A 22,827-nucleotide genomic window follows, 5' to 3' on the forward strand; every position below is an offset into this window, starting at 1 on the left:
GCTCTAGCGTCACGCCAGAGAAAGTCACTTAAGCCCCGAACAAACCTTGGAATTTTGGAAAGTCCGCATAGCGCTCCTGCCGTTGCGGCAATGTCTCGCTAGGTTCTTGTCCGGCAAACAACAACCGCCCACGTGGGGCGATATAGCTGTCGATCCGGCGCATGGGCTTGGGGCGCCACACCAGATTGAACGCACAAAGCTTGGGAAAGAACCAGATCTCGGAGTAGTCCAGATGATCGTGCAGCCACCAAGCCAGGTCACGCCAGTCCCGCCCTTGATCATACTGATCTGCGAACCACGGGATCACAATCGACGCCCCTGCCACCTGTGCATCACCAGTTGCCCAGTCCCAGATGTGACATTCCAGCGGATTGTCATTGCGCGCGCAGTTCAGCTGGTTTTGGTTGCCAAATTCATTCACCGCCCGCGACCGATAGCCCGACCGCACTGCCACACGGCCAAAGGTGTCCTGCAGCGGGTCCAGCAGCGCGCGGCAAAAGGCGCTGCCGGTCTCAATCGCCAACTCCGGATCATCGGGGATGTTCTGGAGCTGGTGAAAATTGGCGATCTCTGAATACAGAAACTCGCGCATATAGAAATGTTTCGACAGGCGCACGCGGCCTAGGGTTTCCAGGCTCCACATGCTGCCCGGGCGGCGCATTTTAGTAGCCGTTCCAGCGGAACGCGCCGTTGTCATCCAGTGGCGAGAACGGATTGTGGGCAACTTCCCACACCGATCCGTCCGGTGCCTGGAAATAGCCGTGGTATCCCCCCCAGAACACATCTGCCGCTGGTTTCAGGATTTCGGCACCGGCGGCCTTGGCCCGCGCCAACACATCATCGACCTCTTCTTTGCTGCGCGTGTTATACCCCAAGGTCACAGCGCCCTGGCCCAGTTCCGAAACCGGCAGACCAATGTCATCTGCAAGGGCTTGCAACGGGTACAGTCCCAGGGTCTGGCCGATGATATCAAAGGCGATGATCCCTTCCTGACTTTCCACCCGCTTCCAGCCCAGTGTCTCATAAAAAGAGGCCGCCGCCTCCATATCGGAAACCCCAAGCGTGATCAGGCTAATCCGTTGCTCCATCATTCAATTCCTTTGTCTTTCAACCAGCTCAGAAAAACCTGGATCGTTTTATCCGTTTGTCCCGGCGACAGAATATCTCCGGTAGAGACATGTGCATTTGGATCATCATCTTCGCCCGGTGTTACCTTGTATACGTCACCCGCCCCGCCCCAGTTCTGCGCAACTTGGTCAGTCAGATCTGAACGTACGATCTTGTCCGTGTCGGCAAAATAGAACAAAGCAGGAACTTTTATCTGACCTACATCCATTTTCACCACCCTGTCAACCAGCGCCGCCATAGGTAGAACCGCAACTGAGGGATAGGACCGTGTCCAAAATCTGGCGTGATCTTCGCTCCGCGCAGGAAGCGACAATTGCCGCCCAGCCAGTGGTGGCAGCCAATACCGCGCTGCAGGCCAGGTCAGCAAAGGTGCCATTGCGGTTTTGAGCCCATAATTTGGCGACACAAAGATCATCGCAGCGATATCGCTCGACAATTCCGGGTCCAATGCCGCTGCCGTCGCCAGTGTCGCCCCGGTTGACGAGGCAATCACCACCACCTGTTCGCCAACCTGCCGTGCTGCCGCCAATCCCTCGGCCAGATCCATCATCCAGTCATTCACCGTGGCCTCTACCATGGCTTCACCTGTCCGCCCGTGCCCGCGCAGACGAGCAAACACCAGATTGGCCCCCAGTGCATCTGCCACCCGGTCAGGCACCGGGCGAATTTCCTCGGAACTCGCGGAAAACCCGTGCACATACAGCACAGAATAGGGCGTACGCTGCTCCTTGTACCCCTCCTGCCAGATCACCCGCTTCTCGGTGCCCGGTTTCAGGTCCGCGACATTGCTTTCAACGCTTTCGAAATAAACCTGTACGCCTTCGCCAAACCGACGCGGCTCAAACGAGGCTTTTAGGTCAACAGGTTCATAAGGACCAAACGCCCACAACACAGCGGCCAAAACCGCCAAAACCATTAGTACGCGTCCCAGCAGCCAACCAATCCACCGCATCAGACCTCTCCCAGCACGTCCTCAACAGCGTCTTCAATCATTTGTAGGCAGGGCCCGTCCGAGAACCGGTGATCCGCATCCTTGACCAGGTTCAGCCGCATGTCGTCACAGGTCGCATGATCCATCAGCCGCAGCGCAGTTTCAGTACTTACAGCAGTATCCGCCGTTCCTTGCAAACAGCGCACCGGGAATGGCAGATTTAGCGGATCACGCAGCACCAGTTGCTCCCGGCCATCCTCGATCATCCGCTTGGTGATGATATAGGGTTCCATGTAATCGCTGGGCAGCTCCACATGGCCCACCTTCTCCAGCTCCAGTTTCTGCATCGGGGTGAAATTGGCCCAATAGCCATCCTCGGTAAAATCAGGCGCTGCGGCGATGGTCACCAGTCCATGCACCCGCTCGGGCATCGCCTTGGCCAGCAACAGCGCCTGCCAGCCCCCCATGGACGAGCCAACCGGAACAATCCGACCCTCGGTCAGCTCGGAAATCGCGGCCACCGTGTCCTGATGCCAATCGCCAATGCAGCCCTCGGTAAACTGGCCCGAGCTTTCGCCGTGTCCCGAATAGTCAAACCGCAAAAACGCGCGTCCCTGCGCTTTGGCCCAGGCTTCCAGATGCACCGCCTTGGTGCCCTCCATATCCGATTTCAAACCACCCAGAAATACAATCCAGGGGCCTGTGCCTTCGCTGCGATGATAGGCAATCCGGCGCCCCTCAGGGCTGTCTAGAAATGTAACCGCACCCATGTCCACTCTCCTGCTTTTGCCCAAGATGTGACACGCCCGGCACGGCCCTGCAATTGGTGATTGCCCCCTAAACAGTTTGCATGGGGCCCGTTCTGGTCCATAAGGTCACAAAAAGCCCGAGGTATTTCGTGTCAAAATTCTTTAAGATCATTCTGTTCGCCATCGCAATTTTGGCGCTGGCCCTAGTCACCACATGGGCCTCCCTCGCCATGTGGTATCGCCTCCCCTTTGGCACCCCGATCCGCGCGGTTTTTGCAGGGGGATTTGCCCTGTTTGGCCTCGCTGTGATTATCGCCCAGTTCCGCCCCCGCCGCCTACGCGCTCTGGCCACCTATTGTCTGGCCTTGGCCAGCGTCATCTTCTGGTGGTCCACCATCACGCCCCCGTCCGAGGCAAACTGGGCCCCCGACGTCGCACGCCAAGTCACCGGAGAGCTCAACGGCGACCAGCTAACCCTGACCAATGTGCGCAACTTTGACTGGCACACAAAAACCGAGGCCACGGAGAACTGGGAAACCCGCAGCTACGATCTTGCCAACCTGCAAGGGGTCGATCTGTTCATGTCCTATTGGGCAGGCCCACAAATGGCCCATATGATCGTCAGCTTTGACTTTGCAGATGCCGACCCAATCGCCTGGTCGGTCGAGGTCCGCCGCCAAGTAGGCGGGGGCTTCTCTCCCATTGCTGACCTGTTCAAATCCAACACTCTGGTGATTGTCGCGGCAGATGAGCGCGACGTAGTTGGCACCCGCAGCAATGTGCGCGGCGAAGATGTCCAGCTCTACCGCATCAACACCACCCCGGAAAAGGCCCGTGCCCTGCTGCTGCAATATGTTCAGGCCTCTAACCGGCTGGCGGCCAATCCCCATTGGTACAACTCGCTGATGACCAATTGCACCACCGTTGTGCTTACCATGATCCGCACCATTGTCGACGAGGTCCCGCTGGACTGGCGCGTGGTCGCCAACGGTTATCTGCCTGAATACGCCTATGACCGGGGTGTGCTCGACAGCCGCCTGACCATGCAGGACCTGCGCGACCGTTCGCACATCAACACCGCCGCTCAGGCCCATGGTCTGACCACAGGGTTCAGCGCGGCTATCCGTCAGAATGTACCAAAGCCTTAACCCTTCTTCTTGTTGGAAATACCTAGAACAGCGCAAGGGGCTAGTCCCTCGCCCCTCAACGCTTGACAGCTGCGCCACAGCCTGCCAAATCAGCCAAACACATATACCCGCAACCGGGCGTTCAGTGGGCGCCAAACTGACGAGGAGTGCCGATACATGGCCCAAGTCTCTCTCACCTTTCCCGATGGTAATGCACGATCTTACGATGCAGGCGTAACCGCCGCCGAGGTCGCCGCAAGCATTTCCAAATCGCTGGCAAAGAAATCCATCTCAGCGACCTACAATGATCAGCATTGGGATCTGCAATGGCCGATCACAGCTGACGGCACCATCGCCCTGCACACCCTCAAGGACGAGGAACAGGCCAACGAACTGATTCGCCACGATCTCGCACACATAATGGCCCGCGCCGTTCAGGAAATCTGGCCTGACACCAAGGTCACCATCGGCCCCGTCATCGACAACGGCTGGTATTATGACTTTGATCGCGCCGAGCCGTTCACCCCAGAAGATCTGGGTGTGATCGAAAAGAAGATGAAGGAAATCATCAACAAGCGCGAGCCCGTGACCACCGAGGTCTGGGAGCGTGAAAAGGCGATCCAGCATTACACCGACAACAACGAGCCCTATAAGGTTGAGCTGATCGACAGCATCCCCGGCGATGAACCGCTGCGTATGTACTGGCATGGTGACTGGCAGGATCTGTGCCGAGGCCCGCACCTGCAGCACACAGGTCAAGTACCAGGCGACAGCTTCAAGCTGATGTCCATCGCGGGTGCCTATTGGCGCGGCGACAGCGACCGCGCCATGTTGCAGCGGATTTACGGCGTGGCCTTCACCGGCAAGGAAAAGCTCAAGGCTCACCTGCACATGCTGGAAGAAGCCGCCAAGCGCGACCACCGCAAGCTTGGCAAAGAGATGAACCTGTTCCACATGCAGGAAGAGGCCCCCGGTCAGATCTTCTGGCACCCCAACGGCTGGACCATCTACACCCTGCTCCAAGACTACATGCGCCGCAAACAGCGCGCCGATGGCTATGTCGAGGTGAATACCCCACAGGTAGTAGATCGCAAACTTTGGGAAGCATCCGGTCACTGGGATAAATACCAAGAGCACATGTTCATCGTCGAAGTGGACGAGGAGCATGCACGCGAAAAGTCGATCAACGCGCTGAAGCCCATGAACTGCCCCTGCCACGTACAGGTTTATAATCAAGGCCTGAAATCATACCGGGATCTGCCCCTGCGCATGGCCGAATTTGGCTCGTGCAACCGCTATGAACCATCTGGCGCGCTGCACGGCATCATGCGGGTGCGTGGTTTCACTCAGGATGACGCCCACATCTTCTGCACAGAAGATCAGATTGAAGCAGAATGTGCCAAGTTCATCGACTTCCTGTCCTCGGTCTATAAGGATCTCGGCTTTGAAAAGTTCGAGATCATGTTTGCCACCCGTCCTGAAAAACGGGTTGGCACCGAGGAAAGCTGGGATCACGTCGAGAACGCGCTGGAAAACGCGATCAAGAAGACTGGCCACGCCTATACGCTGGACGAAGGTGAAGGCGCGTTCTACGGACCAAAGCTGGACTTCAAACTGACCGACGCCATTGGCCGTGTCTGGCAGTGTGGCACCTTCCAAGTCGACCCCAACCTGCCTGAACGTCTGGACGCCAACTATATCGGTGAAGACGGATCCAAGCACCGTCCCTACATGCTGCACCGCGCCTGTCTGGGCTCGTTTGAGCGTTTCATTGGCATCCTGATCGAAAGCCACGCTGGCAAATTGCCGTTCTGGCTGGCACCGCGTCAGGTCGTGGTTGCCTCGATCATCTCGGATGCTGACGACTACGTGCACGAAGTTGTTGCGGCGTTGAAAGCTGTTGGCGTCCGTGCCGAGGCCGACATCCGTAACGAGAAGATCAACTATAAGGTCCGCGAGCACTCGGTTGGCAAGGTGCCGGTTATCCTCGCCATTGGCGCACGCGAAGTCGAAGAGCGCACCGTTTCGATCCGTCGTCTGGGTCAAAAGCAAAGCAGCGTAGACAGCCTCGAAAATGTTACAAAGCTTCTTGCGCTGGAAGCTACAGCCCCTGATCTTCTGTAACATTTGCAGAAATCCAGACCTTTTTCCGGCCCCCAACGTGGGGCCGGTTTTATTTAAAAACACTCAAACCCTTAAAAATAAACCATTTCTGATCATCAGCTATGTCACACAATCTGACGCGGACGTGACACACAAGCTCGTGTATTCAAACTGATCAAACCCTCGGCTAGGTTTTTCTTGTCACATCAAACCGACCCGAATGAACAACACAAAGGACTTCCCAATGTCGAATACTGCTAAATCTCTGGTCGTCGCAAGCGCCGTTGCCGCCGCTGTTTCTGCTGCTGCCACAACACCAGTTGCCGCTCAGTCCAAAGAGAAATGCTATGGCGTCTCGCTAGCCGGTCAAAACGACTGTGCCGCAGGCCCCGGCACCACCTGCGCCGGCACCTCTGTCACCGATTACCAAGGCAACGCGTGGACATTGGTCGATGCGGGCACCTGCGAAGGCATGGATCTGCCAAAAATGGCAGACGGCACCGATCGCAAAGGCTCTCTGGAAGCTCTGGATCGCGATCTGCCAGCCTAAACTGTTTTCTGCGGGGGATGAGTTTTTTTCCCCGCAACCTCTGCCACGCCCACTCAGCCACAGACCACACGAAAGCCGACATGCTGGACAGCCCCCTCTCCCAGAGCGAACTCCCCGCTGCGGCAGGTGTGGGTTATAAGCCGCAGCATTTTGCGCAGATCATCCAAGATCCCGGTGTGATCGGCTGGCTGGAAATCCATGCCGAGAATTACATGGGGGATGGTGGACGACCCCTGGCGCAACTGCGCCGTCTGTCCGAGCAGTTTCCAATTTCGGTTCATGGCGTCGGCCTTAGTATCGGTGGTGAAGCTGTACTGGACCCTGATCATCTGGCCCGGCTCAAACACCTGGTTGATTGGCTGAACCCAGCCAGTTTCTCCGAACATTTAGCCTGGTCGACCCACGACAGTCATTTCTACAATGACCTGCTGCCCCTGCCCTATACCGACGCAACCTTGACCCGGGTGTGCGATCACATCGACCAATTGCAAGAAACCATCCGCCGCCGCATCCTGCTGGAAAACCCGTCCAGCTATCTGGCTTTTGGAGAAAGCACCTGGTCCGAGCCTGAGTTTCTAGCCGAAATCACCCGCCGCACCGGCTGTGGGTTGTTGCTGGACGTCAACAATGTCTTTGTCTCGGCCACCAATCTCGACTTTTCGCCGCAAGGCTATATCGATGCCTTCCCGCTGGATCAGGTGGGTGAAATCCACCTTGGCGGCCACGACCATGATCACGATGACCACGGCGCGCCGCTACTGATCGATAGCCATGGGCGCGAGGTAGCCGATCCGGTCTGGGCGCTGCTGGACCATACGCTGGATCGGTCAGGCCCCAAGCCTGTGCTGATCGAATGGGACAACGATGTCCCCGAATGGCCAATTCTAGCAGCTGAGGCCACCCGCGCTGATACAGCCCTGCAAAAGATCCCCGCATGAGCCAGACCACATTCACCCGCGCCATGATGGACGCTGCGCAACCCGTGCCCGATGGCCTGTTTGATGGCCACAGCCGCCCAGCTGGTCGCCGGTTCGACGTCTACCGCAACAACATCTCGGTCTCGCTGACTGAGGCCATGCACAGCGCCTTTCCGGTGATTGCCAAGCTGCTGGGCAAAGAGAACATGGACGGACTATCCGGCCTCTACCTGAGCGCCCATCCGCCATCCTCGCCACTGATGATGTTCTACGGCGAACATTTCCCCGCGTTTCTGGCCGATATGGAGCAGCTCAGCCACCTAGGCTACCTACCCGATGTCGCCCGGCTAGAGCTCGCCCTGCGCCGTTCTTACCACGCGGCAGATGCCGCGCCGATTACCCCGGACAAGCTGGCGCAAATCGCTCCTGAAGCCCTGATGCAGACACAGGTTAAACTGGTCCCTTCTGTTCAGCTGATCCCATCCCCCTGGCCAATCTTCGACATCTGGCGGTTCAACACACAAGAAGGTGCTCCAAAACCCCAAGCCGTGGCACAGGACGTATTGATCACCCGACCTGAGTTCGACCCCACCCCACATCCGCTGCCACCCGGAGGCGCTGACTGGATATCAGCCCAGATGCAGGGCAAAACCATCGGCCAAGCCCATGAGACCACGCTGGCAACAACACCCGAGTTTGACCTTGGGGCGACCCTTTCACTGCTGCTGCAAGGCGGTGCCATTAGCAATCTAAGTTCGAAAGGATAAGGCGATGCATGCGCTTATCTACACATACAATTCAATCGCTGGCAGGCTCGACAGGATGTCAGGCTTGCTGGTCCCCACCCTGGCCAGATTGGTCTTTGCCGCGGTTTTGCTGTTCTACTACTGGAATTCGGCCGGGCTAAAGATTGACGGATCAATCTTTTCCCCCTCAGCAGGCGCCTTTGGACAAATCTTTCCCAAGGCAGCCGAAGCGGTTCTGTATGATGTTACCCAGCTCAACATCCTTCAACGTTTGGTGATCTTTGCCGGAACCCTAGCCGAATATGTTCTCCCCGCTTTGATCATCCTGGGCCTGTTCACCCGTCTGGCCGCCCTTGGCACCATCGGTTTTATCTGGGTTCAAACTATTGTCGATGTCATGGGCCATGGGGTCAAACTTGGCAGTCTGTTCGACACCAGCATCGGCCTTGTCGACCAGCGCCTAATGTGGAGCTTCCTGCTTGTGGTCCTGGTCTTCAAAGGCGCCGGAGCCATTTCATTAGATGCCATTATACGACGTGGCATCGGTGCGACGGTGGACTAATAAACTGTGCTGTATTAAGTATCAGGGCGCCTTCTGGCGCCCTTTTTTATGTGTCTTCAGGTGCCAACCACGCAAGTGAGGGTATGCCATTGAGTACTGCGAAGGGTTTCGGTTCATCAAACAAGGCAGCCAAATCAGCTGCCAAGTTTTGCGTATGCCAGAAAGCCGCCGGTTGGTTCCCAGCATTCCTAGAAATGCGCTTTGGGCTCGTCCGGTTTACCAGCCGCAATCGCCAGCACGCCTGCCAGCCCGGCAAAGCAGATTGGAAACAGCGTAAAGACGTTAAAGCCAAAGCCCACATACATCCCGGCCGCGGACCCAAGCAGTAAGATACCGCCCCACAAGGCGCGCGCGTTCGCCATTGCCCCGCCCGCGATGGCCAGCATTGGTGACAGCACAGCTAGAACCCGCAGCTGGTTCACGTTCTGGACCTGCTCGGCAATCCCCTCGATCTCACCAAACTGCTCGACCGCAGTTGAATAGCCATATCCAAAAAAGCCAACAATCATGCCAAACAAGCCGGCGATAATCCCCAGCACCAAGGCTGCATTCCGCATCAGACGTCTCCGTGTAAGTCCCTACTCCAGATAAGGAAGCAATCAGCAAACGCCAAGGGCAGCTTGGGTCTCTTTTGTCCAGCCCAGGTACAGCTCACCGTCACACTCGATCAATGGGCGCTTCATCAGCGCCGGATGAGCTTGTAATAACTCCAACGGCGGCGTTGATCGTTCTCCCTCTGGTAGATTTCGCCAAGTTGTAGAGCGTGTATTTAGCAAACTGTCGCCAAATTGCCCCAGTGCTTGCTCTAACACGGCTTTGGGCACGCCATCGCCCCGAACATCCACCAGTTCAGCTTTATCAATCAACTTCAAAGCCTTACGGCAGGTGTCACAGTTTTTCAGGCCATATAATTTCAACACTTTTTCCTTTTAGATACATCTAGAAGCACAATTTTTAGTTGAGTCGCTTGTTTTACTTGATTTTTTTTGCAGCCATGCAAAAGTTGGTGTCGGTTCAATGGTTGCCCGAAAACGGGTTTGGTTGCTTAGGCGCGAAACAATTCTCAGGCAGCTTGCGAATTGAGACCACTTTGAAATTACTCAAAGTGAAGTGCAAGGTAGAAGGAGACACGGGGCATGCCAAGCGGTACCGTGAAGTGGTTTAATACAACTAAAGGCTTTGGGTTCATTGAGCCCGATGAGGGCGGCAAAGACGTGTTTGTACACATCTCGGCTGTAGAACGATCAGGAATGACTGGGCTGAGCGACAATCAAAAAGTCGGCTACGAGCTCCAAGAAGGACGAGACGGACGCCAAATGGCGGGCGAACTAACCTCCCTGTAATAAACTCTACTGCGCCTAGATCCGCTCCGGGCGCAGTACAACCTATGCTCGGGCGACTGTATTACTCTGATTTTTCAGTCTACACGGCGAAGATGTTCAACCATCACACATGCAGGCGCTTCAGACCTTAGCTCTGTCCTGTTGACGATTTTCCAATCCGTCTCGTCAAACTCTGGGAAGAACGTATCGGCGTCTTCGACAGCCAGATCAATCTCAGTGATCAGCAAACGATCCGCCACTTTCAACATATCGCGGTAGATGCCAAAACCGCCAATCCCATAGATCCTCTGGTAGCCCTGCGCTTTTGCTTCATTGATCGCGGCGTCTAGCGACGGGCAAACGATATCCGCCGCTTTAGGGTTCGACGACACCACCAAATTCAAACGGTTTTTCAACGGCTTTACCGGTAGGCTGTCCCAAGTATTGCGCCCCATGATCAGCGCCCCACCCAAAGTTTCGCGCTGAAACGCCTTCAAATCCTCGGGCGCATGCCAGGGAATAGTGTTTCCCTTGCCAATAGCTCCGTTCCGGTCTCGGCCAACAATCAATGTAATCATAGTTTAAACCGCCACTGGTGCGCGAATGATAGGGTCTGGATCGTAGTCCAGAACCTCAAAATCATCGAATTTGAAATCAAAGATCGAGCTGACCTGCCGTTTGATCTGCACCTTTGGCAAAGGTTTTGGGGTGCGAGACAATTGCAACTGCACCTGATCCAAATGGTTGCTATAAATATGGGCGTCGCCCAGAGTATGCACAAAATCCCCGGCCTCGTGGCCAGTGACATGCGCCAACATCAGCAGCAGCAGTGAATAGGACGCGATGTTGAACGGCACGCCCAGGAACATATCGGCCGAGCGCTGATACAGTTGCAGGTGCATCTTGCCGTTCAGCACCCGCACCTGCCACAGGCTGTGACACGGCGGCAGCGCCATATCCGGCACATCCGCTGGGTTCCATGCGGTCACAATCAGCCGACGGCTATCCGGAGACTTGCGAATATTTTCAACCAGTTCCGAAATCTGATCTACGCTGCCAGCGCGATACAGCGGCTCATCCCCAGTGGTGCCCTCAACCAGCTCTAGCTTGGGGAATTGGCGCCACTGGTAGCCATAGACCGGCCCCAGATCACCGTTTTCATCCGCCCATTCGTCCCAGATCCGCACCCCATTATCCTTGAGATAGCCGATATTGGTATCGCCCGACAGGAACCACAACAGTTCATGGATGATCGATTTCAGATGCAGTTTCTTGGTCGTGATCAATGGAAACCCATCCGCCAGTGAATACCGTGTTTGCATACCAAAACTAGACAGTGTTCCGGTGCCGGTGCGATCACCCGACGGCTCGCCCTCGTCCAAAATTTGTCTCAAGGCATCATGGTATTGCTTCACGGTGCGGCCCTCCAGCATGCATTCCTTGCCTTGGTCATAACGTCTGCACTCGCCGCCGCCAAGCTACAAGCTGTCACATCTCGCCAATCTCACATTGCGTCAAAATTCGCCCAGGGCCTGCATTGCCTCTGGCGTGTTTCACCCGCTGCAGTAAGCTCGCGCAAAAACCAAATGGAGACCGTAATGCCACTCACCTATCTGCACACTATGATTCGCGTCAAAGACCTGGAAAAATCCATTGCGTTCTTTGAACTGCTCGGGCTCAAAGAAACCCGCCGCCACGACAGCGAGGGGGGCCGTTTTTCACTGATCTTCATGGCTGCGCCAGGACAAGAGGAATGCCCGATCGAGCTGACCTATAACTGGGATGGGGACGAAGGACTGCCCAGCGACGGCCGTCATTTTGGCCACTTGGCTTACGGAGTTGATGATATTTATGCGACCTGTGCGCATCTTCAGGCCAATGGCGTGAAGATCAATCGCCCGCCCCGCGACGGTCACATGGCCTTTGTCCGCTCGCCCGACAATATTTCGATAGAGCTACTACAAAACGGCGAACGCCTTGCCCCGGCAGAACCTTGGGCAAGCATGGAAAACTCTGGTCACTGGTAAGGTTCCAACACCAGAAGTCAGTGTGGTGCGTCTCTTTGAGCAGTCAAAGAGATGCACCACCACCTGAATATCTGGGAACTGTTAAGCCATGTCTCGGTTACTTCTGCAACCGTATCCACCTGCGTGTCCGTCTCGTTCTGAGAGGCAAGCCTGTGGTGCTTGGCCCGGGCCAGTAAAGCCCGCTTTGTTTTAGTCACCGGTTGCTTAAAGCATCGGTTACTCCAATGGGAACTACGGCCCCCAACGGAGTGTTTAGTAAATGTAGCGAATCTGATCGCTCCAGTAACGCTCAACACGCTTCAGCGAGTTGGTGATATCTTCGATCCCGTCCAGACCGATCACACCCTTGCCTTCCAGGCCTTCCGCATGACGCGAGAACAGCGAGGTTACGATGTCACGCACTTCACGGCCGCTCTGGGTCAGACGGACACGCACCGAACGGCGGTCAATCTCACAGCGCTGATGGTGCATAAAGCCCATCTCAACAAGCTTCTTCAGATTGTAGCTGACGTTGCTACCCTGATAGTAGCCGCGGCTTTTCAATTCGCCCGCAGTTACTTCGTTGTCACCGATGTTGAACAGCAACAGCGCCTGAACAGCGTTGATTTCCAACACGCCGACACGCTCGAACTCGTCCTTGATTACATCCAACAGCAACCGGTGCAGGCGTTCGACCAGCGCCAGTGCTTCGAGATAACCAGTCATGAACCCTTTTTGGTCCTGCTGGCCAATTGGCATTTCCATACTCATTCGTTTCTCCGACTCGAATAACTGAGACAGAGTTTGACGAAAATTTCCGAAGAATCAGTTAAGTCGTTTTAGTGTTATTTTTGAAAAGTTTGCGATATCTCGTTCACCAATATTTTTAAGGGCTCTGGCGCCATTGCCTGCCCAGTGACCCATTGATACAGGTCCTGATCATTCTCTTCCAGCAACTGATCATAGAGGTCCAACTGGGCCGAATCCATGCTAGCAAGATTGGTCTGAGCATAGGCTGACAGGATGATATCCATCTCTTTGATTCCCCGTCGCATCGAACGCATCTGCATCCGTTTCAGACGGTGTTCATAGGTCTCGCTCACACCTCTACTCCGCGTTCCAGCACCAGCCGCAGTTTCTTTTCCAATCGTGCCGTGCGATCCATATTGGCCTTCATCTCGGCGCGGACTTCCCGCAACTCGCTCAGGATCTCGGTAAAGTCTCCGGAAACCATAAGGTCGTCCACGGGCTGGCTCATGCCTTCACCTTCGCCGGTAATCAACCAGGTCATCGAGACATTCAGCACTCCGGACAACATCGATAGTTTGTTGGCGCGCGGCTCAGACAGATCCTGTTCCCAGCCCAACAACGTGGCCTTTTTGATCCCCAACCGGCGTGCCAGATGTGCCTGCGTCATCCCGGCAACCTCACGTGCCCCGGCCACCCGATCGCCAAAGGTTGCGGCATCGGGGCCGTACCAATCATAGTCCATATCGCTCATGTCTGATCTCCTGTGCCAGGGCGACCGTAAACGCTTGATCGACCATTGGCCGCACCCTATGACAGTCCGGCGCAACATTCAAATCGAGGCCCCAATGCCGTTCTTGTCCAAAACCCTTTCTCGCGTCAAACCATCACCAACCATTGCTATGACCGCCAAAGCAGCTGAGCTGAAAGCCGCCGGTCGCAATGTGATTGGTCTCAGCGCGGGCGAGCCTGACTTTGACACCCCTCAGAATATCAAGGACGCGGCAGTTGCAGCCATCGCAGCGGGCAAAACGAAATACACCGCCCCCGATGGTATCCCCGAGCTCAAGAAAGCCATCTGCGCCAAGATGAGCCGCGACAACGGGTTGGACTATACCCCAGCCCAAATCTCGGTTGGCACCGGCGGCAAGCAAACCTTGTACAACGCCCTGATGGCCACCCTGAACGAAAGTGACGAGGTGATCATCCCCGCCCCCTATTGGGTCAGCTATCCCGATATGGTGCTACTGGCTGGTGGTACCCCGGTTGCGGTTGAGGCCACGCTGGAAAACAACTTCAAACTGACCGCCGAACAGCTAGAGGCCGCAATCACGCCAAACACCAAGTGGTTCATCTTCAACTCGCCCTCAAACCCAACTGGCGCGGGCTACAGCCGGGACGAGCTTAAGGCGCTGACCGATGTGCTGATGCGCCACCCCCATGTCTGGGTGATGAGCGACGACATGTATGAACACTTGGCCTATGACGGCTTTGAGTTCTGCACACCAGCCCAGATCGAGCCTGGCCTGTATGAGCGCACCCTGACCTGTAATGGCGTCTCCAAAGCCTATGCCATGACCGGTTGGCGCATCGGTTACGCCGCTGGCCCGGTGGAACTGATCGCCGCCATGCGCAAAGTTCAGTCTCAGTCGACCTCGAACCCCTGCACCATCAGCCAATGGGCTGCGGTCGAGGCGCTGAACGGCACCCAAGAGTTCCTGCCCCCGAATAACGAAAAGTTCGTGCGCCGCCGTGATCTGGTGATCAAGATGCTGTCCAAAATCGACGGCATGACAGTCCCAACACCCGAAGGCGCCTTTTACGTTTACCCCTCGATCGCTGGGCTGATCGGCAAAACCACCCCCAAAGGCACCGTGATCGAAAATGACGAGGCCTTTGCCAACGCCCTGCTGGACGAGGCAGATGTGGCTGTAGTCTTTGGCGCAGCCTTTGGTCTTTCGCCAAACTTCCGGGTCAGCTACGCTACCTCGGACGAGGCTTTGACCGAAGCCTGCACGCGCATCCAGCGCTTCTGTGCGGAGTTGACATAAGTATGACGGAACAGGGAAAGATCACGGCCAACCTGCCGAGCCGAGATTTCGACAAGACCGAGACGTTCTACCACGATCTTGGCTTTGCCACGGTTTACCGCGGTGATGGCTGGATGATCCTGTCACGTGACAGCATGATAATCGAGTTCTTTCCCCATCCCGATCTGAACCCAGAGGAAAGCTATTTCTCAGCCAGCATGCGCCTTCCGGACATTGATATCCTGCATGGTGAATGGACGGCCCTCAACCTGCCCAGCGAACAGGGTAATGTCCCGCGCATGACCACACCGTTTGAGCTGGGTGGAGATGCACCACGCATGTTTGCGCTTGTGGATCCAGATGGTAGCCTATGGCGAGTCATGGAAGGCACACAGAACACATGAGCGCTGAATTACCCGATTACTATTTTCGCGTGCGCGACAACGGGGCCTTTGTGTACCGCGTCGACACCGAAAACCGTCAGCGCCGCATCGAAATGGATCAGATTGCCGTTGTGAACATTCGCAACGGCGAGATCAAACCCCACGGCGGCCGCACCCTATCGGATCAAGATCTAACCGAGATCAAGACCTGGATGGCCGACCGCATGGCCCTGCTAGCCGCACGCGACATCGACGACATCCACCGCGCCGTGGACTACCTCAACACCACCGCCCACTGGGTCCAGTCCAAGGCCAGCCCGGAACAGCTGGAGATGGTCACCGATGACCTGCTGCTGGCCATGCACGATCTACGCACGGTGCTAGTGCGCAAAAAAGCGGATCGGCTGATGAAGGGCAACGGCTAGCGGTAGTTGCGCGCCTACTCCCCCTCACTTTCAAGATCAATTCCTCAGAACCGCTTGGCAAATCAACAGGCTGACGGAACCTAACCAAGGAACCGGCTTAAAACCCTGACTTGCATCAAGGACGCACTATCTCCTCCCTGTTAGTCTTTACGTGTGTTCTAGTTGGTTCGGAGATTTTCCATGCGTCTGGTTTTTGCAACTTTGCTGTCCATTTCTGCGTCCGTCTGCTCGGCCCAAGATGCCGAAACAGGCGCAAATCTGTTCCAACATTTCTGTGCTGGCTGCCACGGACAAGACGCCAAAGGAAGCGGCCCCATGGCCCCGGTTCTGTTGGTTCCCCCCGCTGACCTCACCACACTGTCCCAGCGCCATGGCGGTGAGTTTCCGCTGGAACGGGTCGCCTCGCGCATTGATGGCCGCGACCCGCTGGTGAGCCACGGAAGCGACATGCCGGTGTTTGGCTGGTTGTTCGAGGATGACGTGGTGGCAATGAAACTGCCCACAGGCCAACCCATGCTAACCAACCGTCCCGTGGGAGACCTGATCGTCTGGATGCAATCCATACAGCAATAACAGCGCCCACGCGTAGCCTTTGAAATCAACCACAACCTGAGCTAGCCTTGCAGAATGACCACATCTGTCTCCTCTGCATTCCGAACTTGGCAACCCGACCAAATCATTCAATGGCTTTTGTCCAAGGGCCGTATGTTGCGGGATTTGGATACCGTGGTTCAGCAGCTGGGTGAGCAGCTTCATAACGCCGGTGCGCCCCTCTGGCGGTTGCGTCTCTCCATGCGCACTCTGCATCCTTTGACCACAGCTATCTCTTCGATCTGGGAGCGCGACAGCGGCCTGGCTGAAACCATTTCTTCGCCGCATGGGCTGGAACGCAGCGCTGCTTATGTTGGCAGCCCGATGGCCTATATCTCGCAAAACCGGCGCTCCTATCGCAAATCCCTGATCACCCTACTCGGTTCTGAGGACCACGGTGTCCTGCACGAATTGAAAGAACGTGGTGCCACTGACTACTTTGGCCTGCCTGCCGAATTTTCCGATGGCCGCGCCCTTATTCTGGTCTTTGTCTCCAAACATCCTTCAGGGTTTTCCAACCAGGATATCGACGGCTTCACCAAAATTGCAGCCGTGCTGGCCCCCATCGCCGAAGTGATCAGCCTGCGCACGATCGCCGGTGCCGTGACCGAGGCCTATTTAGGCAAACGCACAGGCCGCCGGGTGTTGGACGGGCAAATCACACGAGGTGACATCGAGATGATCGAGGCCGCCATTCTGGTCAGTGACATCCGCGACTGGACCGGCATTAACGCCCGCCATGGCGCAACCGAGGCTCTACGACTGGCCAACCGATACTACGAGGTCATCGACCAAAGCGTCACCGAACAGGGCGGCGAGATTCTGAAACTGCTCGGCGATGGTGTTCTGGCGGTATTCGCCGTTGAAGACAGTGCCCAGGCAACATCCGTCTGCCACAGTGCCCTGACAGCCGCACAGGATGCATTCTATCAGGCCAATCAAATCAAACCACCGCTCGAGGTCGATTTTGGCATCGGCCTGCATTTTGGCCAGGTTTTATACGGCAACATTGGCTCTCAAACCCGGATTGACTTCACCGTGATGGGTCAAGCCGTCAACACCGCCGCCCGGATCGAGGGCCAGTGCAAAGCGTTGAAGCAGCCCCTGCTCTACAGTCAGGATTTTGGCGACCTACTCGGCATGCCATCACAACTTGTTTCAACACAGATTTTGGCGGGACAGAGTGACGCCACCAACCTGCTGGCGCCATTGCTCTAGAATGCAGTTAAGGTTTAGTGCCCACCTTGTTGATCACCCCAAACCAGAATCTCCACGTCAGCAGCACCGCGGCGAACCCCAATCCCAAGACCAACCCAGCCCAGACTCCAACGCCACCATAGCCGAGCACGAACCCTAGAACATATGACGATGAGATCCCAACTACCCAATAGCTGAACATGCCAATGATCATAGGCATCGTGGTATCCTGCACGCCGCGCAACAGGCCCAGCGCGATGGCCTGCACCCCGTCCACCAGTTGGAACAGCGCCGCCATGGCCATCAGCACAACCCCAACCGCCAGGATTTCGGGTTTCTGCGGTTCATCGCCCGCCATAAACAGTGACATCAAAGTCTCGGGCATGGTCACAAACAATATCGTGGCAACCACCGACATCACCAGCGACAACACTGTCACTACCTTACCGCCACGCGCCATATGATCCCGGTCACCACGTCCATAGGCGTTGCCTGCCCGGATCGTTGCGGCATTGCTCAACCCCAAATGTACCATGAACGTCAACCCCGCAAGCGACACGGCAATACCATGGGCCGCCAGTGCCACAGCTCCCAGCCAACCCATCATCGTCGCCGAGGCGGCAAACAGGCTCACCTCGCTTAAGGTGGTCAATCCAATGGGAATGCCAAGCCGGAACACTTCGCGCAGCATCTCCCAGTCAGGACGCCAAAAGTTTTTCAGGATCTCGTGCTCGGGCAGAACTTTCAGCGCATAGATGATGATCGCCACAAACGACACTACCTGAGTGCTGAACGAGGCAATCGCCGCCCCCCGCACACCCAGCTCTGGCGCGCCCCAGTTGCCAAAGATCAGCACATAATTGACCAGCGCATTCATCACTGCTGCACCCAACGTCACCCACAACACAATCTGTGTCCGTTCCAATGCCGCCAAATAGGATTTCAACACCATCACCAACAGCGCAGGGAAAATACCCCAACCTGCCACCTGCAGGTAACTTGCTGCCATCTCAGCAATCTTGGGCTCCTGCCCCAGTAAATCCAAAATGGGGCGGGCATAGACCAAGGCTGGCAGGGCAATCACGCCATAGGCCAGTGACAGCCACAGCCCCATGCGGGTACAGCGTCGAATCTGGCGATCCTCGCCCGCGCCAGCAGCGGCTGCCACCATCGGCATCACCGCAAAACCAAAGCCCGCGCCAAACAGGAACAATACAAAGAAATAAGTCGAGGCAATCGTCACCGCTGCAAGCGCATCAACACCGTACCAGCCCAGCATGGCTGTATCGGTCAACCCAATGGCAAATTGCGCCACGTGACCTCCAATCAACGGCAGGCCTAGGGTGGCAATGGCACGGACATGACCGGAATGGGTCATCGGCGAATATGAGGGGGACTTACTATTCATAACCAAGCCTTAGCAGAGCTATCATCCGGGGCAAGACAAACTATCCCTCTTGGGCTGAGACCAACCTGTGCTAGGCTGCACATATTACCCGTTGGAGCCATTGATGACCGATCCCTTTGCTGAGCTTATCCCTGAAGCCCGCGCCTTTCTTGCAGAGCTGGCTGCCAACAACACGCGTGACTGGTTTACCGACCACAAAACGCGCTACGACGCTCAGCTCAAGTCTCCGGCGCAACTGTTTTTGGATCAGGTCGCAGCAGATCTGACAAAATCCTCTGGCCAACGGGTCACTACAAAACTGTTCCGCCCCCACCGCGATGTGCGGTTCTCCAAGGACAAAACACCCTATCACACCCACCTGCATATGCTTTGGCAGCTCGAGGCAGAGGTTAAAACCGGGTTCTTTCTTGGCATCTCTCCGACCTACTGCCGGGTTGGCGGCGGTCTTATGGGGTTTGACAAAAACCAGCTGTTACAGTGGCGCGACGCCGTCAGCGGCAGTGAGGGTCAAACGGCAGCTACTGTCCTGGATAAATTGGGCCAAGAGTCGTTCACCCCAGAAGAGCCCGAGCTAAAACGCGTCCCCTCCCCATATGCCAAGGACAACCCACAAGCCCCGCTGCTGCGACGCAAGTCCCTGTCAGTTTGGACTGACCTGCCAGCCCCCCAGTGGGCGCAGCCCCTGACTACCGTCAACAACGCCTTTGCCCAGCTACTCCCACTGCACGCTTTGCTGTCCGACATCTTAGCGGGCAACCCATGACAGATGAGTTTGTTTCCTTACAAGGGCAGCCGTTCTATCTCAGACGCTGGGGCGACCGCGCGCTGCCACCATTGCTGATGCTACATGGCTTCCCCGAATACAGCGGTGCATGGGAGGATCTGGCAACGCATCTGTCCCACCATTTTCACTGCATTGCCCCCGACCAACGCGGCTATGGCCAAAGCTGGTGCCCGGACGGGGTTGAGCACTATTCATCCACCACCCTTATTGGCGATATGGCCGCACTGATCCAGCAGCTGGATCACCCCGTTACAGTTCTGGGTCATGACTGGGGCGCGGCTATTGCCTATGGTCTGGCGATCTCACATCCCAACCTGGTCAAGCGGTTGGTCATCGCCAACGGCGTTCATCCGATCCCCTTCCAACGCGCGCTTGCAGCGGGGGGCGCTCAGTCTGCCGCCTCGCAATATATCAACTGGCTGCGCCAGCCCAGCAGCGACGCAAAACTGGCCGAGAATGACTTTGGGAAATTGATCTCAATGTTCTCAGAAAAACCGGCGACCACCTGGTTCGACACCGATACACAGGCCGCTTACAAATCTGAATGGTCTCGCCCCGGTCGCCTGACCGCCATGCTCAACTGGTACCGCGCCTCGCAAATACAGGTGGCCCGTCCCGGTCAACCCATTGATGTTCCAGACCTACCTATTGAGAACTTCATGGTGCTGCAGCCCCATCTTCTGATCTGGGGCGAACAGGACACCGCTTTGTTGCCCGAGGCCACGCATGATCTGGAACATCTTGCGCCAAACCTGACCCGTGCAAATCTCCCCAAAGCCTCCCACTGGCTCTGCCACGAATATCCCGCCGAGATCGCCCATATTATCGTAGACTGGTCAGCAACGCAGGACCACGTCGCATGATCACTGTCCACCACCTCAACCGATCCCGCTCCCACCGGATCCTGTGGCTATTCGAAGAGTTGGAACTGGATTATCAGGTGATCCACTACGAACGCGATCCCCGCACCCATCTGGCACCGCCCGAGCTACGCAAAATCCATCCTCTGGGCAAATCCCCAGTTGTCGAAATGGACGGCCATACCATCGCTGAATCCGGTGCTATTGTTGAACTGATCTGCACCCGATTTGCGCCGCAGATGATCCCGCTGCGTCCAATGCCCGAGTTCATCCACCACACCCAGCTGATGCATTTTGCCGAAGGATCGGCGATGGCGCCCATACTGCTGAACCTTTATGTCGGCAGTCTCGGCGAAGCTGGTGCACCACTACACCCCCGCATCCAGCAACAGCTCGACGCCCATTTCTCTTACATGAACGACCAACTGCGCCCGTCGGGACATTTTGTGCTGGATCAACTTTCTGCCGTCGACATCCTGCTCAGCTTCCCAGCCGAAATTGCCATCGGCCTGGGTGGCGCACAAAAATATCCAGCCCTCACCCGTTTTGTGTCTGCCATCCAAGCCCGCCCCGCCTACCAACGCGCCTATGTGCGAGGCGGCGAATTGGCCCCGCCTGCTTCATCTGGCTAAAAATTTCCTGGGGGTCTGGGGGCAAAGCCCCCAGATGTAGCGCGTTCAACCGCCAAGTTCTGTGGCCAAGCGCATCACCGCCTCAATTGCCGCCTTCACATCGCTGTCGCGGCTGCGATGATTGGTAATCGCAGCCCGCAGCACCACCACTCCATTCACCCGCGTGGTGGACAACACCGCCTCGCCGCTTGCCTGCAGCCGTTGCGCGATCTCCGAATTCAACACCGACTGCGCCTCGCTCGATAAATCCTCTCGGGCTGTAAAGACACAAACATTGGACACCACCGGCGCAACCAGCCGCATCTTAGGCTGTGCCTTCACCTCCCGGGCCATCAGCGCCGCCAAGCGGCAGTTATCAGAGATCGCTGCCCCCAGCGCCGCCTCGCCATACATCTCCAACGCGGTCCAAACTTTCAGCGCCCGATTGCCCCGCGATAAGTCGATGCCATAGTCACAGAACCAAGGATCGCCGCCGGCCAGCCCACTTTCAGCCGCCTCCAGATAGCTGGGCCGCGCCGCAAAGGCTGCCCGGTGCGCGGCTTCATCCGCGATCAGCACCAGCCCGCAGTCATAGCCCACATACATCCACTTGTGGAAATCCAGCGCAATACTGTCAGCCCGGCCAATGCCATCGCTCAGGCCTCGCCAAGGTGCCTCGGCAATCCGCGTCCAGGCGCCAAATGCCCCGTCCACATGCAGCCACAGATCCTCATCCGCCGCCACATCCGCCAACCCGTTCAGGTCATCATAGGTGCCCAGATCAACCGAGCCAGCCATGCCCACCAATAAAAACGGCTTTGCTCCCGCAGCCCGGTCGAGCACGATTTGCTGCCGCAGTGCCGCCAGATCCATTTGGCCGTCAACCAAAGGCACCAGCCGCAGGTTCTCAAACCCGACCCCCATCAGCTCCAAAGCCTTGCGGCTGGCATTGTGAATACCTTCGCCAGCATAAGCCGTTAACCGCGCCGTCCCTTGCCCGGACTTGCGCACATCAGGCAGCACCCGCACCCGCGCCGCCTGAAAGGCTATCACTGTCGCCTGTGAGGTCCCGGCCACCAGCACCCCACTGCTGCCCTCGGGCATCCCCATCTTTTGGCGCGTCCAGTCAATCACCGCGCGTTCCATGTAATTGGCCCCATGATCACGCCCGCCAGTGTTGGCGTTGATCACTGCCCCCGCCATGCCCGCAATCAGATCCGATGCCAGCCCCGTGCCCTGCACCCAGCCCCAGAACCGCGGGTGAATATTGCCTCCGTGATAGGGCAGCACCTCCTTGGTGATCCGCTCAACCAAAGCCCCGGCATCGCTGCCCTCTGCTTGCACCGCATAGCCCGCCTTCACATCCTCCGGCACCTCTTGCCAGGGGCGCTCAGCCACCTGTTGCAACTGATCTATCGAGGCCTCCAGCATCTGCCGTGCCTCAGCCCTGAAATCGTCCCAGTTTAGAGGGTCCAATGTGTCCTTGCTCAAATCGCTCTGTGTCACACCATTCTTCCTTCTGCTGGGTCTGCTACCGATGATCATCGCTGCCGCCGCCACATGTACAGCCAAATTTCACATCCGATAGGACCAAAGCCCAATCCATCCAACTCTGCCCCCTTCTCCCCACTTATCCACAACACCTAGTCT

Annotated in this window: 29 protein-coding genes; 16 read left to right on the top strand and 13 right to left on the bottom strand. The window is 56.7% G+C overall.

The features are described from left to right. Window positions 1-28: 28 nt before the first annotated feature. From AC2T28_RS09755 to AC2T28_RS09770, 4 genes are read right to left on the bottom strand one after another with little or no spacing between them, the layout of a single operon-like run. Window positions 29-643 (bottom strand): hypothetical protein, encoded by a 615-nt coding sequence (locus tag AC2T28_RS09755; RefSeq protein WP_486748965.1) that lies wholly within the window; start codon window positions 641-643, stop codon window positions 29-31. Between the two features lie 19 nt (window positions 644-662). Next, a complete protein-coding gene (locus tag AC2T28_RS09760) occupies window positions 663-1,088 on the bottom strand; it encodes a VOC family protein (RefSeq protein ID WP_486748780.1) in 426 nt (141 codons plus the stop codon). Next, on the bottom strand, window positions 1,088-2,080 hold the full coding sequence (locus AC2T28_RS09765) for an alpha/beta hydrolase (protein ID WP_486748781.1): 993 nt from the start codon (window positions 2,078-2,080) through the stop codon (window positions 1,088-1,090). The genes AC2T28_RS09760 and AC2T28_RS09765 overlap by 1 nt, the downstream gene beginning before the upstream one ends. Further along, window positions 2,080-2,829, bottom strand: a complete 750-nt coding sequence (locus AC2T28_RS09770) for an alpha/beta hydrolase (RefSeq protein WP_486748782.1) — start codon at window positions 2,827-2,829, stop codon at window positions 2,080-2,082. Before AC2T28_RS09770 ends, AC2T28_RS09765 begins: the two co-directional genes overlap by 1 nt. 128 nt (window positions 2,830-2,957) lie before the next feature. On the opposite strand from AC2T28_RS09770, the gene AC2T28_RS09775 reads away from it, so the two are divergent. The 6 genes from AC2T28_RS09775 (at window position 2,958) to AC2T28_RS09800 (ending at window position 8,813) form a co-directional block, all read left to right on the top strand. Further along, window positions 2,958-3,956 carry a lipoprotein N-acyltransferase Lnb domain-containing protein gene (locus AC2T28_RS09775; protein ID WP_486748783.1) on the top strand — a complete coding sequence of 333 codons (999 nt, stop codon included), beginning with the start codon at window positions 2,958-2,960 and terminating at the stop codon, window positions 3,954-3,956. A 156-nt stretch (window positions 3,957-4,112) separates the two neighbouring features. Continuing rightward, entirely contained in the window at window positions 4,113-6,059 is a 1,947-nt protein-coding gene (gene thrS / locus AC2T28_RS09780; RefSeq protein WP_486748784.1) for a threonine--tRNA ligase, read from the top strand. 223 nt (window positions 6,060-6,282) lie between these two features. Beyond that, the gene (locus AC2T28_RS09785) at window positions 6,283-6,588 is read left to right on the top strand and encodes a BufA1 family periplasmic bufferin-type metallophore (protein WP_486748785.1); all 306 of its coding nucleotides are present in this window, start codon (window positions 6,283-6,285) and stop codon (window positions 6,586-6,588) included. Between the two features lie 80 nt (window positions 6,589-6,668). Continuing rightward, window positions 6,669-7,526 carry an MNIO family bufferin maturase gene (gene bufB, locus AC2T28_RS09790; RefSeq protein WP_486748966.1) on the top strand — a complete coding sequence of 286 codons (858 nt, stop codon included), beginning with the start codon at window positions 6,669-6,671 and terminating at the stop codon, window positions 7,524-7,526. Further along, window positions 7,523-8,272: an HvfC/BufC family peptide modification chaperone gene (locus AC2T28_RS09795; RefSeq protein ID WP_486748786.1), complete on the top strand. Its 750-nt coding sequence runs from the start codon at window positions 7,523-7,525 to the stop codon at window positions 8,270-8,272. Before bufB ends, AC2T28_RS09795 begins: the two co-directional genes overlap by 4 nt. Before the next feature lie 4 nt (window positions 8,273-8,276). Beyond that, window positions 8,277-8,813 (top strand): DoxX family protein, encoded by a 537-nt coding sequence (locus tag AC2T28_RS09800; protein WP_486748787.1) that lies wholly within the window; start codon window positions 8,277-8,279, stop codon window positions 8,811-8,813. 188 nt (window positions 8,814-9,001) lie between these two features. Here AC2T28_RS09800 and AC2T28_RS09805 read toward each other — a convergent pair whose 3' ends face one another. Together AC2T28_RS09805 and AC2T28_RS09810 are read right to left on the bottom strand one after the other, a co-directional pair. After that, window positions 9,002-9,370, bottom strand: a complete 369-nt coding sequence (locus AC2T28_RS09805; protein WP_486748788.1) for a hypothetical protein — start codon at window positions 9,368-9,370, stop codon at window positions 9,002-9,004. Between the two features lie 42 nt (window positions 9,371-9,412). Beyond that, complete coding sequence (locus AC2T28_RS09810; protein ID WP_486748789.1) at window positions 9,413-9,730, bottom strand: ArsC/Spx/MgsR family protein; 318 nt, start codon at window positions 9,728-9,730, stop codon at window positions 9,413-9,415. Window positions 9,731-9,949: 219 nt separating this feature from the next. Here AC2T28_RS09810 and AC2T28_RS09815 point away from each other — a divergent pair, with 219 nt between their 5' ends. Continuing rightward, complete coding sequence (locus tag AC2T28_RS09815; protein ID WP_486748790.1) at window positions 9,950-10,156, top strand: cold-shock protein; 207 nt, start codon at window positions 9,950-9,952, stop codon at window positions 10,154-10,156. 74 nt (window positions 10,157-10,230) lie between these two features. Here the strand turns inward: AC2T28_RS09815 and AC2T28_RS09820 are convergent, their stop codons facing one another. Both AC2T28_RS09820 and AC2T28_RS09825 read right to left on the bottom strand, forming a co-directional pair. Continuing rightward, the gene (locus AC2T28_RS09820) at window positions 10,231-10,713 is read right to left on the bottom strand and encodes a dihydrofolate reductase (RefSeq protein WP_486748791.1); all 483 of its coding nucleotides are present in this window, start codon (window positions 10,711-10,713) and stop codon (window positions 10,231-10,233) included. A gap of 3 nt (window positions 10,714-10,716) precedes the next feature. Then, window positions 10,717-11,550, bottom strand: a complete 834-nt coding sequence (locus AC2T28_RS09825) for a thymidylate synthase (protein WP_486748967.1) — start codon at window positions 11,548-11,550, stop codon at window positions 10,717-10,719. A gap of 183 nt (window positions 11,551-11,733) precedes the next feature. Between AC2T28_RS09825 and AC2T28_RS09830 the strand changes: the two genes are divergently transcribed. Beyond that, window positions 11,734-12,162 carry a VOC family protein gene (locus AC2T28_RS09830; RefSeq protein WP_486748792.1) on the top strand — a complete coding sequence of 143 codons (429 nt, stop codon included), beginning with the start codon at window positions 11,734-11,736 and terminating at the stop codon, window positions 12,160-12,162. A gap of 252 nt (window positions 12,163-12,414) precedes the next feature. Here the strand turns inward: AC2T28_RS09830 and AC2T28_RS09835 are convergent, their stop codons facing one another. The 3 genes from AC2T28_RS09835 to AC2T28_RS09845 form a co-directional block, all read right to left on the bottom strand. Then, complete coding sequence (locus tag AC2T28_RS09835; RefSeq protein ID WP_486748793.1) at window positions 12,415-12,912, bottom strand: MarR family winged helix-turn-helix transcriptional regulator; 498 nt, start codon at window positions 12,910-12,912, stop codon at window positions 12,415-12,417. Between the two features lie 74 nt (window positions 12,913-12,986). Continuing rightward, window positions 12,987-13,244, bottom strand: coding sequence for a succinate dehydrogenase assembly factor 2 (locus AC2T28_RS09840; protein WP_486748794.1), 258 nt, complete (start codon window positions 13,242-13,244; stop codon window positions 12,987-12,989). Next, window positions 13,241-13,642, bottom strand: coding sequence for a helix-turn-helix domain-containing protein (locus AC2T28_RS09845; protein ID WP_486748795.1), 402 nt, complete (start codon window positions 13,640-13,642; stop codon window positions 13,241-13,243). Before AC2T28_RS09845 ends, AC2T28_RS09840 begins: the two co-directional genes overlap by 4 nt. A 94-nt stretch (window positions 13,643-13,736) precedes the next feature. Between AC2T28_RS09845 and AC2T28_RS09850 the strand changes: the two genes are divergently transcribed. The 5 genes from AC2T28_RS09850 to AC2T28_RS09870 all read left to right on the top strand — a co-directional run bounded on the left by AC2T28_RS09850 (window position 13,737) and on the right by AC2T28_RS09870 (window position 17,535). Continuing rightward, the gene (locus AC2T28_RS09850; RefSeq protein WP_486748968.1) at window positions 13,737-14,939 is read left to right on the top strand and encodes a pyridoxal phosphate-dependent aminotransferase; all 1,203 of its coding nucleotides are present in this window, start codon (window positions 13,737-13,739) and stop codon (window positions 14,937-14,939) included. Window positions 14,940-14,941: 2 nt separating this feature from the next. Further along, the gene (locus AC2T28_RS09855; RefSeq protein ID WP_486748796.1) at window positions 14,942-15,322 is read left to right on the top strand and encodes a VOC family protein; all 381 of its coding nucleotides are present in this window, start codon (window positions 14,942-14,944) and stop codon (window positions 15,320-15,322) included. Continuing rightward, window positions 15,319-15,726 (top strand): hypothetical protein, encoded by a 408-nt coding sequence (locus tag AC2T28_RS09860; protein ID WP_486748797.1) that lies wholly within the window; start codon window positions 15,319-15,321, stop codon window positions 15,724-15,726. The genes AC2T28_RS09855 and AC2T28_RS09860 overlap by 4 nt, the downstream gene beginning before the upstream one ends. A 180-nt stretch (window positions 15,727-15,906) precedes the next feature. Continuing rightward, window positions 15,907-16,299 carry a c-type cytochrome gene (locus AC2T28_RS09865; RefSeq protein ID WP_486748798.1) on the top strand — a complete coding sequence of 131 codons (393 nt, stop codon included), beginning with the start codon at window positions 15,907-15,909 and terminating at the stop codon, window positions 16,297-16,299. A 54-nt stretch (window positions 16,300-16,353) separates the two neighbouring features. Further along, on the top strand, window positions 16,354-17,535 hold the full coding sequence (locus AC2T28_RS09870; protein WP_486748799.1) for an adenylate/guanylate cyclase domain-containing protein: 1,182 nt from the start codon (window positions 16,354-16,356) through the stop codon (window positions 17,533-17,535). A 7-nt stretch (window positions 17,536-17,542) separates the two neighbouring features. Here the strand turns inward: AC2T28_RS09870 and AC2T28_RS09875 are convergent, their stop codons facing one another. Continuing rightward, window positions 17,543-18,922 carry an MATE family efflux transporter gene (locus AC2T28_RS09875; protein ID WP_486748800.1) on the bottom strand — a complete coding sequence of 460 codons (1,380 nt, stop codon included), beginning with the start codon at window positions 18,920-18,922 and terminating at the stop codon, window positions 17,543-17,545. A 103-nt stretch (window positions 18,923-19,025) separates the two neighbouring features. Between AC2T28_RS09875 and AC2T28_RS09880 the strand changes: the two genes are divergently transcribed. From AC2T28_RS09880 to AC2T28_RS09890, 3 genes are read left to right on the top strand one after another with little or no spacing between them, the layout of a single operon-like run. Then, complete coding sequence (locus AC2T28_RS09880) at window positions 19,026-19,685, top strand: TIGR02453 family protein (RefSeq protein WP_486748801.1); 660 nt, start codon at window positions 19,026-19,028, stop codon at window positions 19,683-19,685. Then, complete coding sequence (locus tag AC2T28_RS09885) at window positions 19,682-20,569, top strand: alpha/beta fold hydrolase (protein WP_486748802.1); 888 nt, start codon at window positions 19,682-19,684, stop codon at window positions 20,567-20,569. Before AC2T28_RS09880 ends, AC2T28_RS09885 begins: the two co-directional genes overlap by 4 nt. Continuing rightward, window positions 20,566-21,198 (top strand): glutathione S-transferase family protein, encoded by a 633-nt coding sequence (locus AC2T28_RS09890; protein WP_486748803.1) that lies wholly within the window; start codon window positions 20,566-20,568, stop codon window positions 21,196-21,198. Before AC2T28_RS09885 ends, AC2T28_RS09890 begins: the two co-directional genes overlap by 4 nt. 45 nt (window positions 21,199-21,243) lie before the next feature. On the opposite strand, the gene AC2T28_RS09895 is transcribed toward AC2T28_RS09890, so the two are convergent. Then, window positions 21,244-22,683, bottom strand: a complete 1,440-nt coding sequence (locus tag AC2T28_RS09895) for a pyridoxal phosphate-dependent decarboxylase family protein (RefSeq protein WP_486748804.1) — start codon at window positions 22,681-22,683, stop codon at window positions 21,244-21,246. Window positions 22,684-22,827 lie beyond the last annotated feature (144 nt).

The organism is Parasedimentitalea nitratireducens (genome assembly GCF_057444295.1).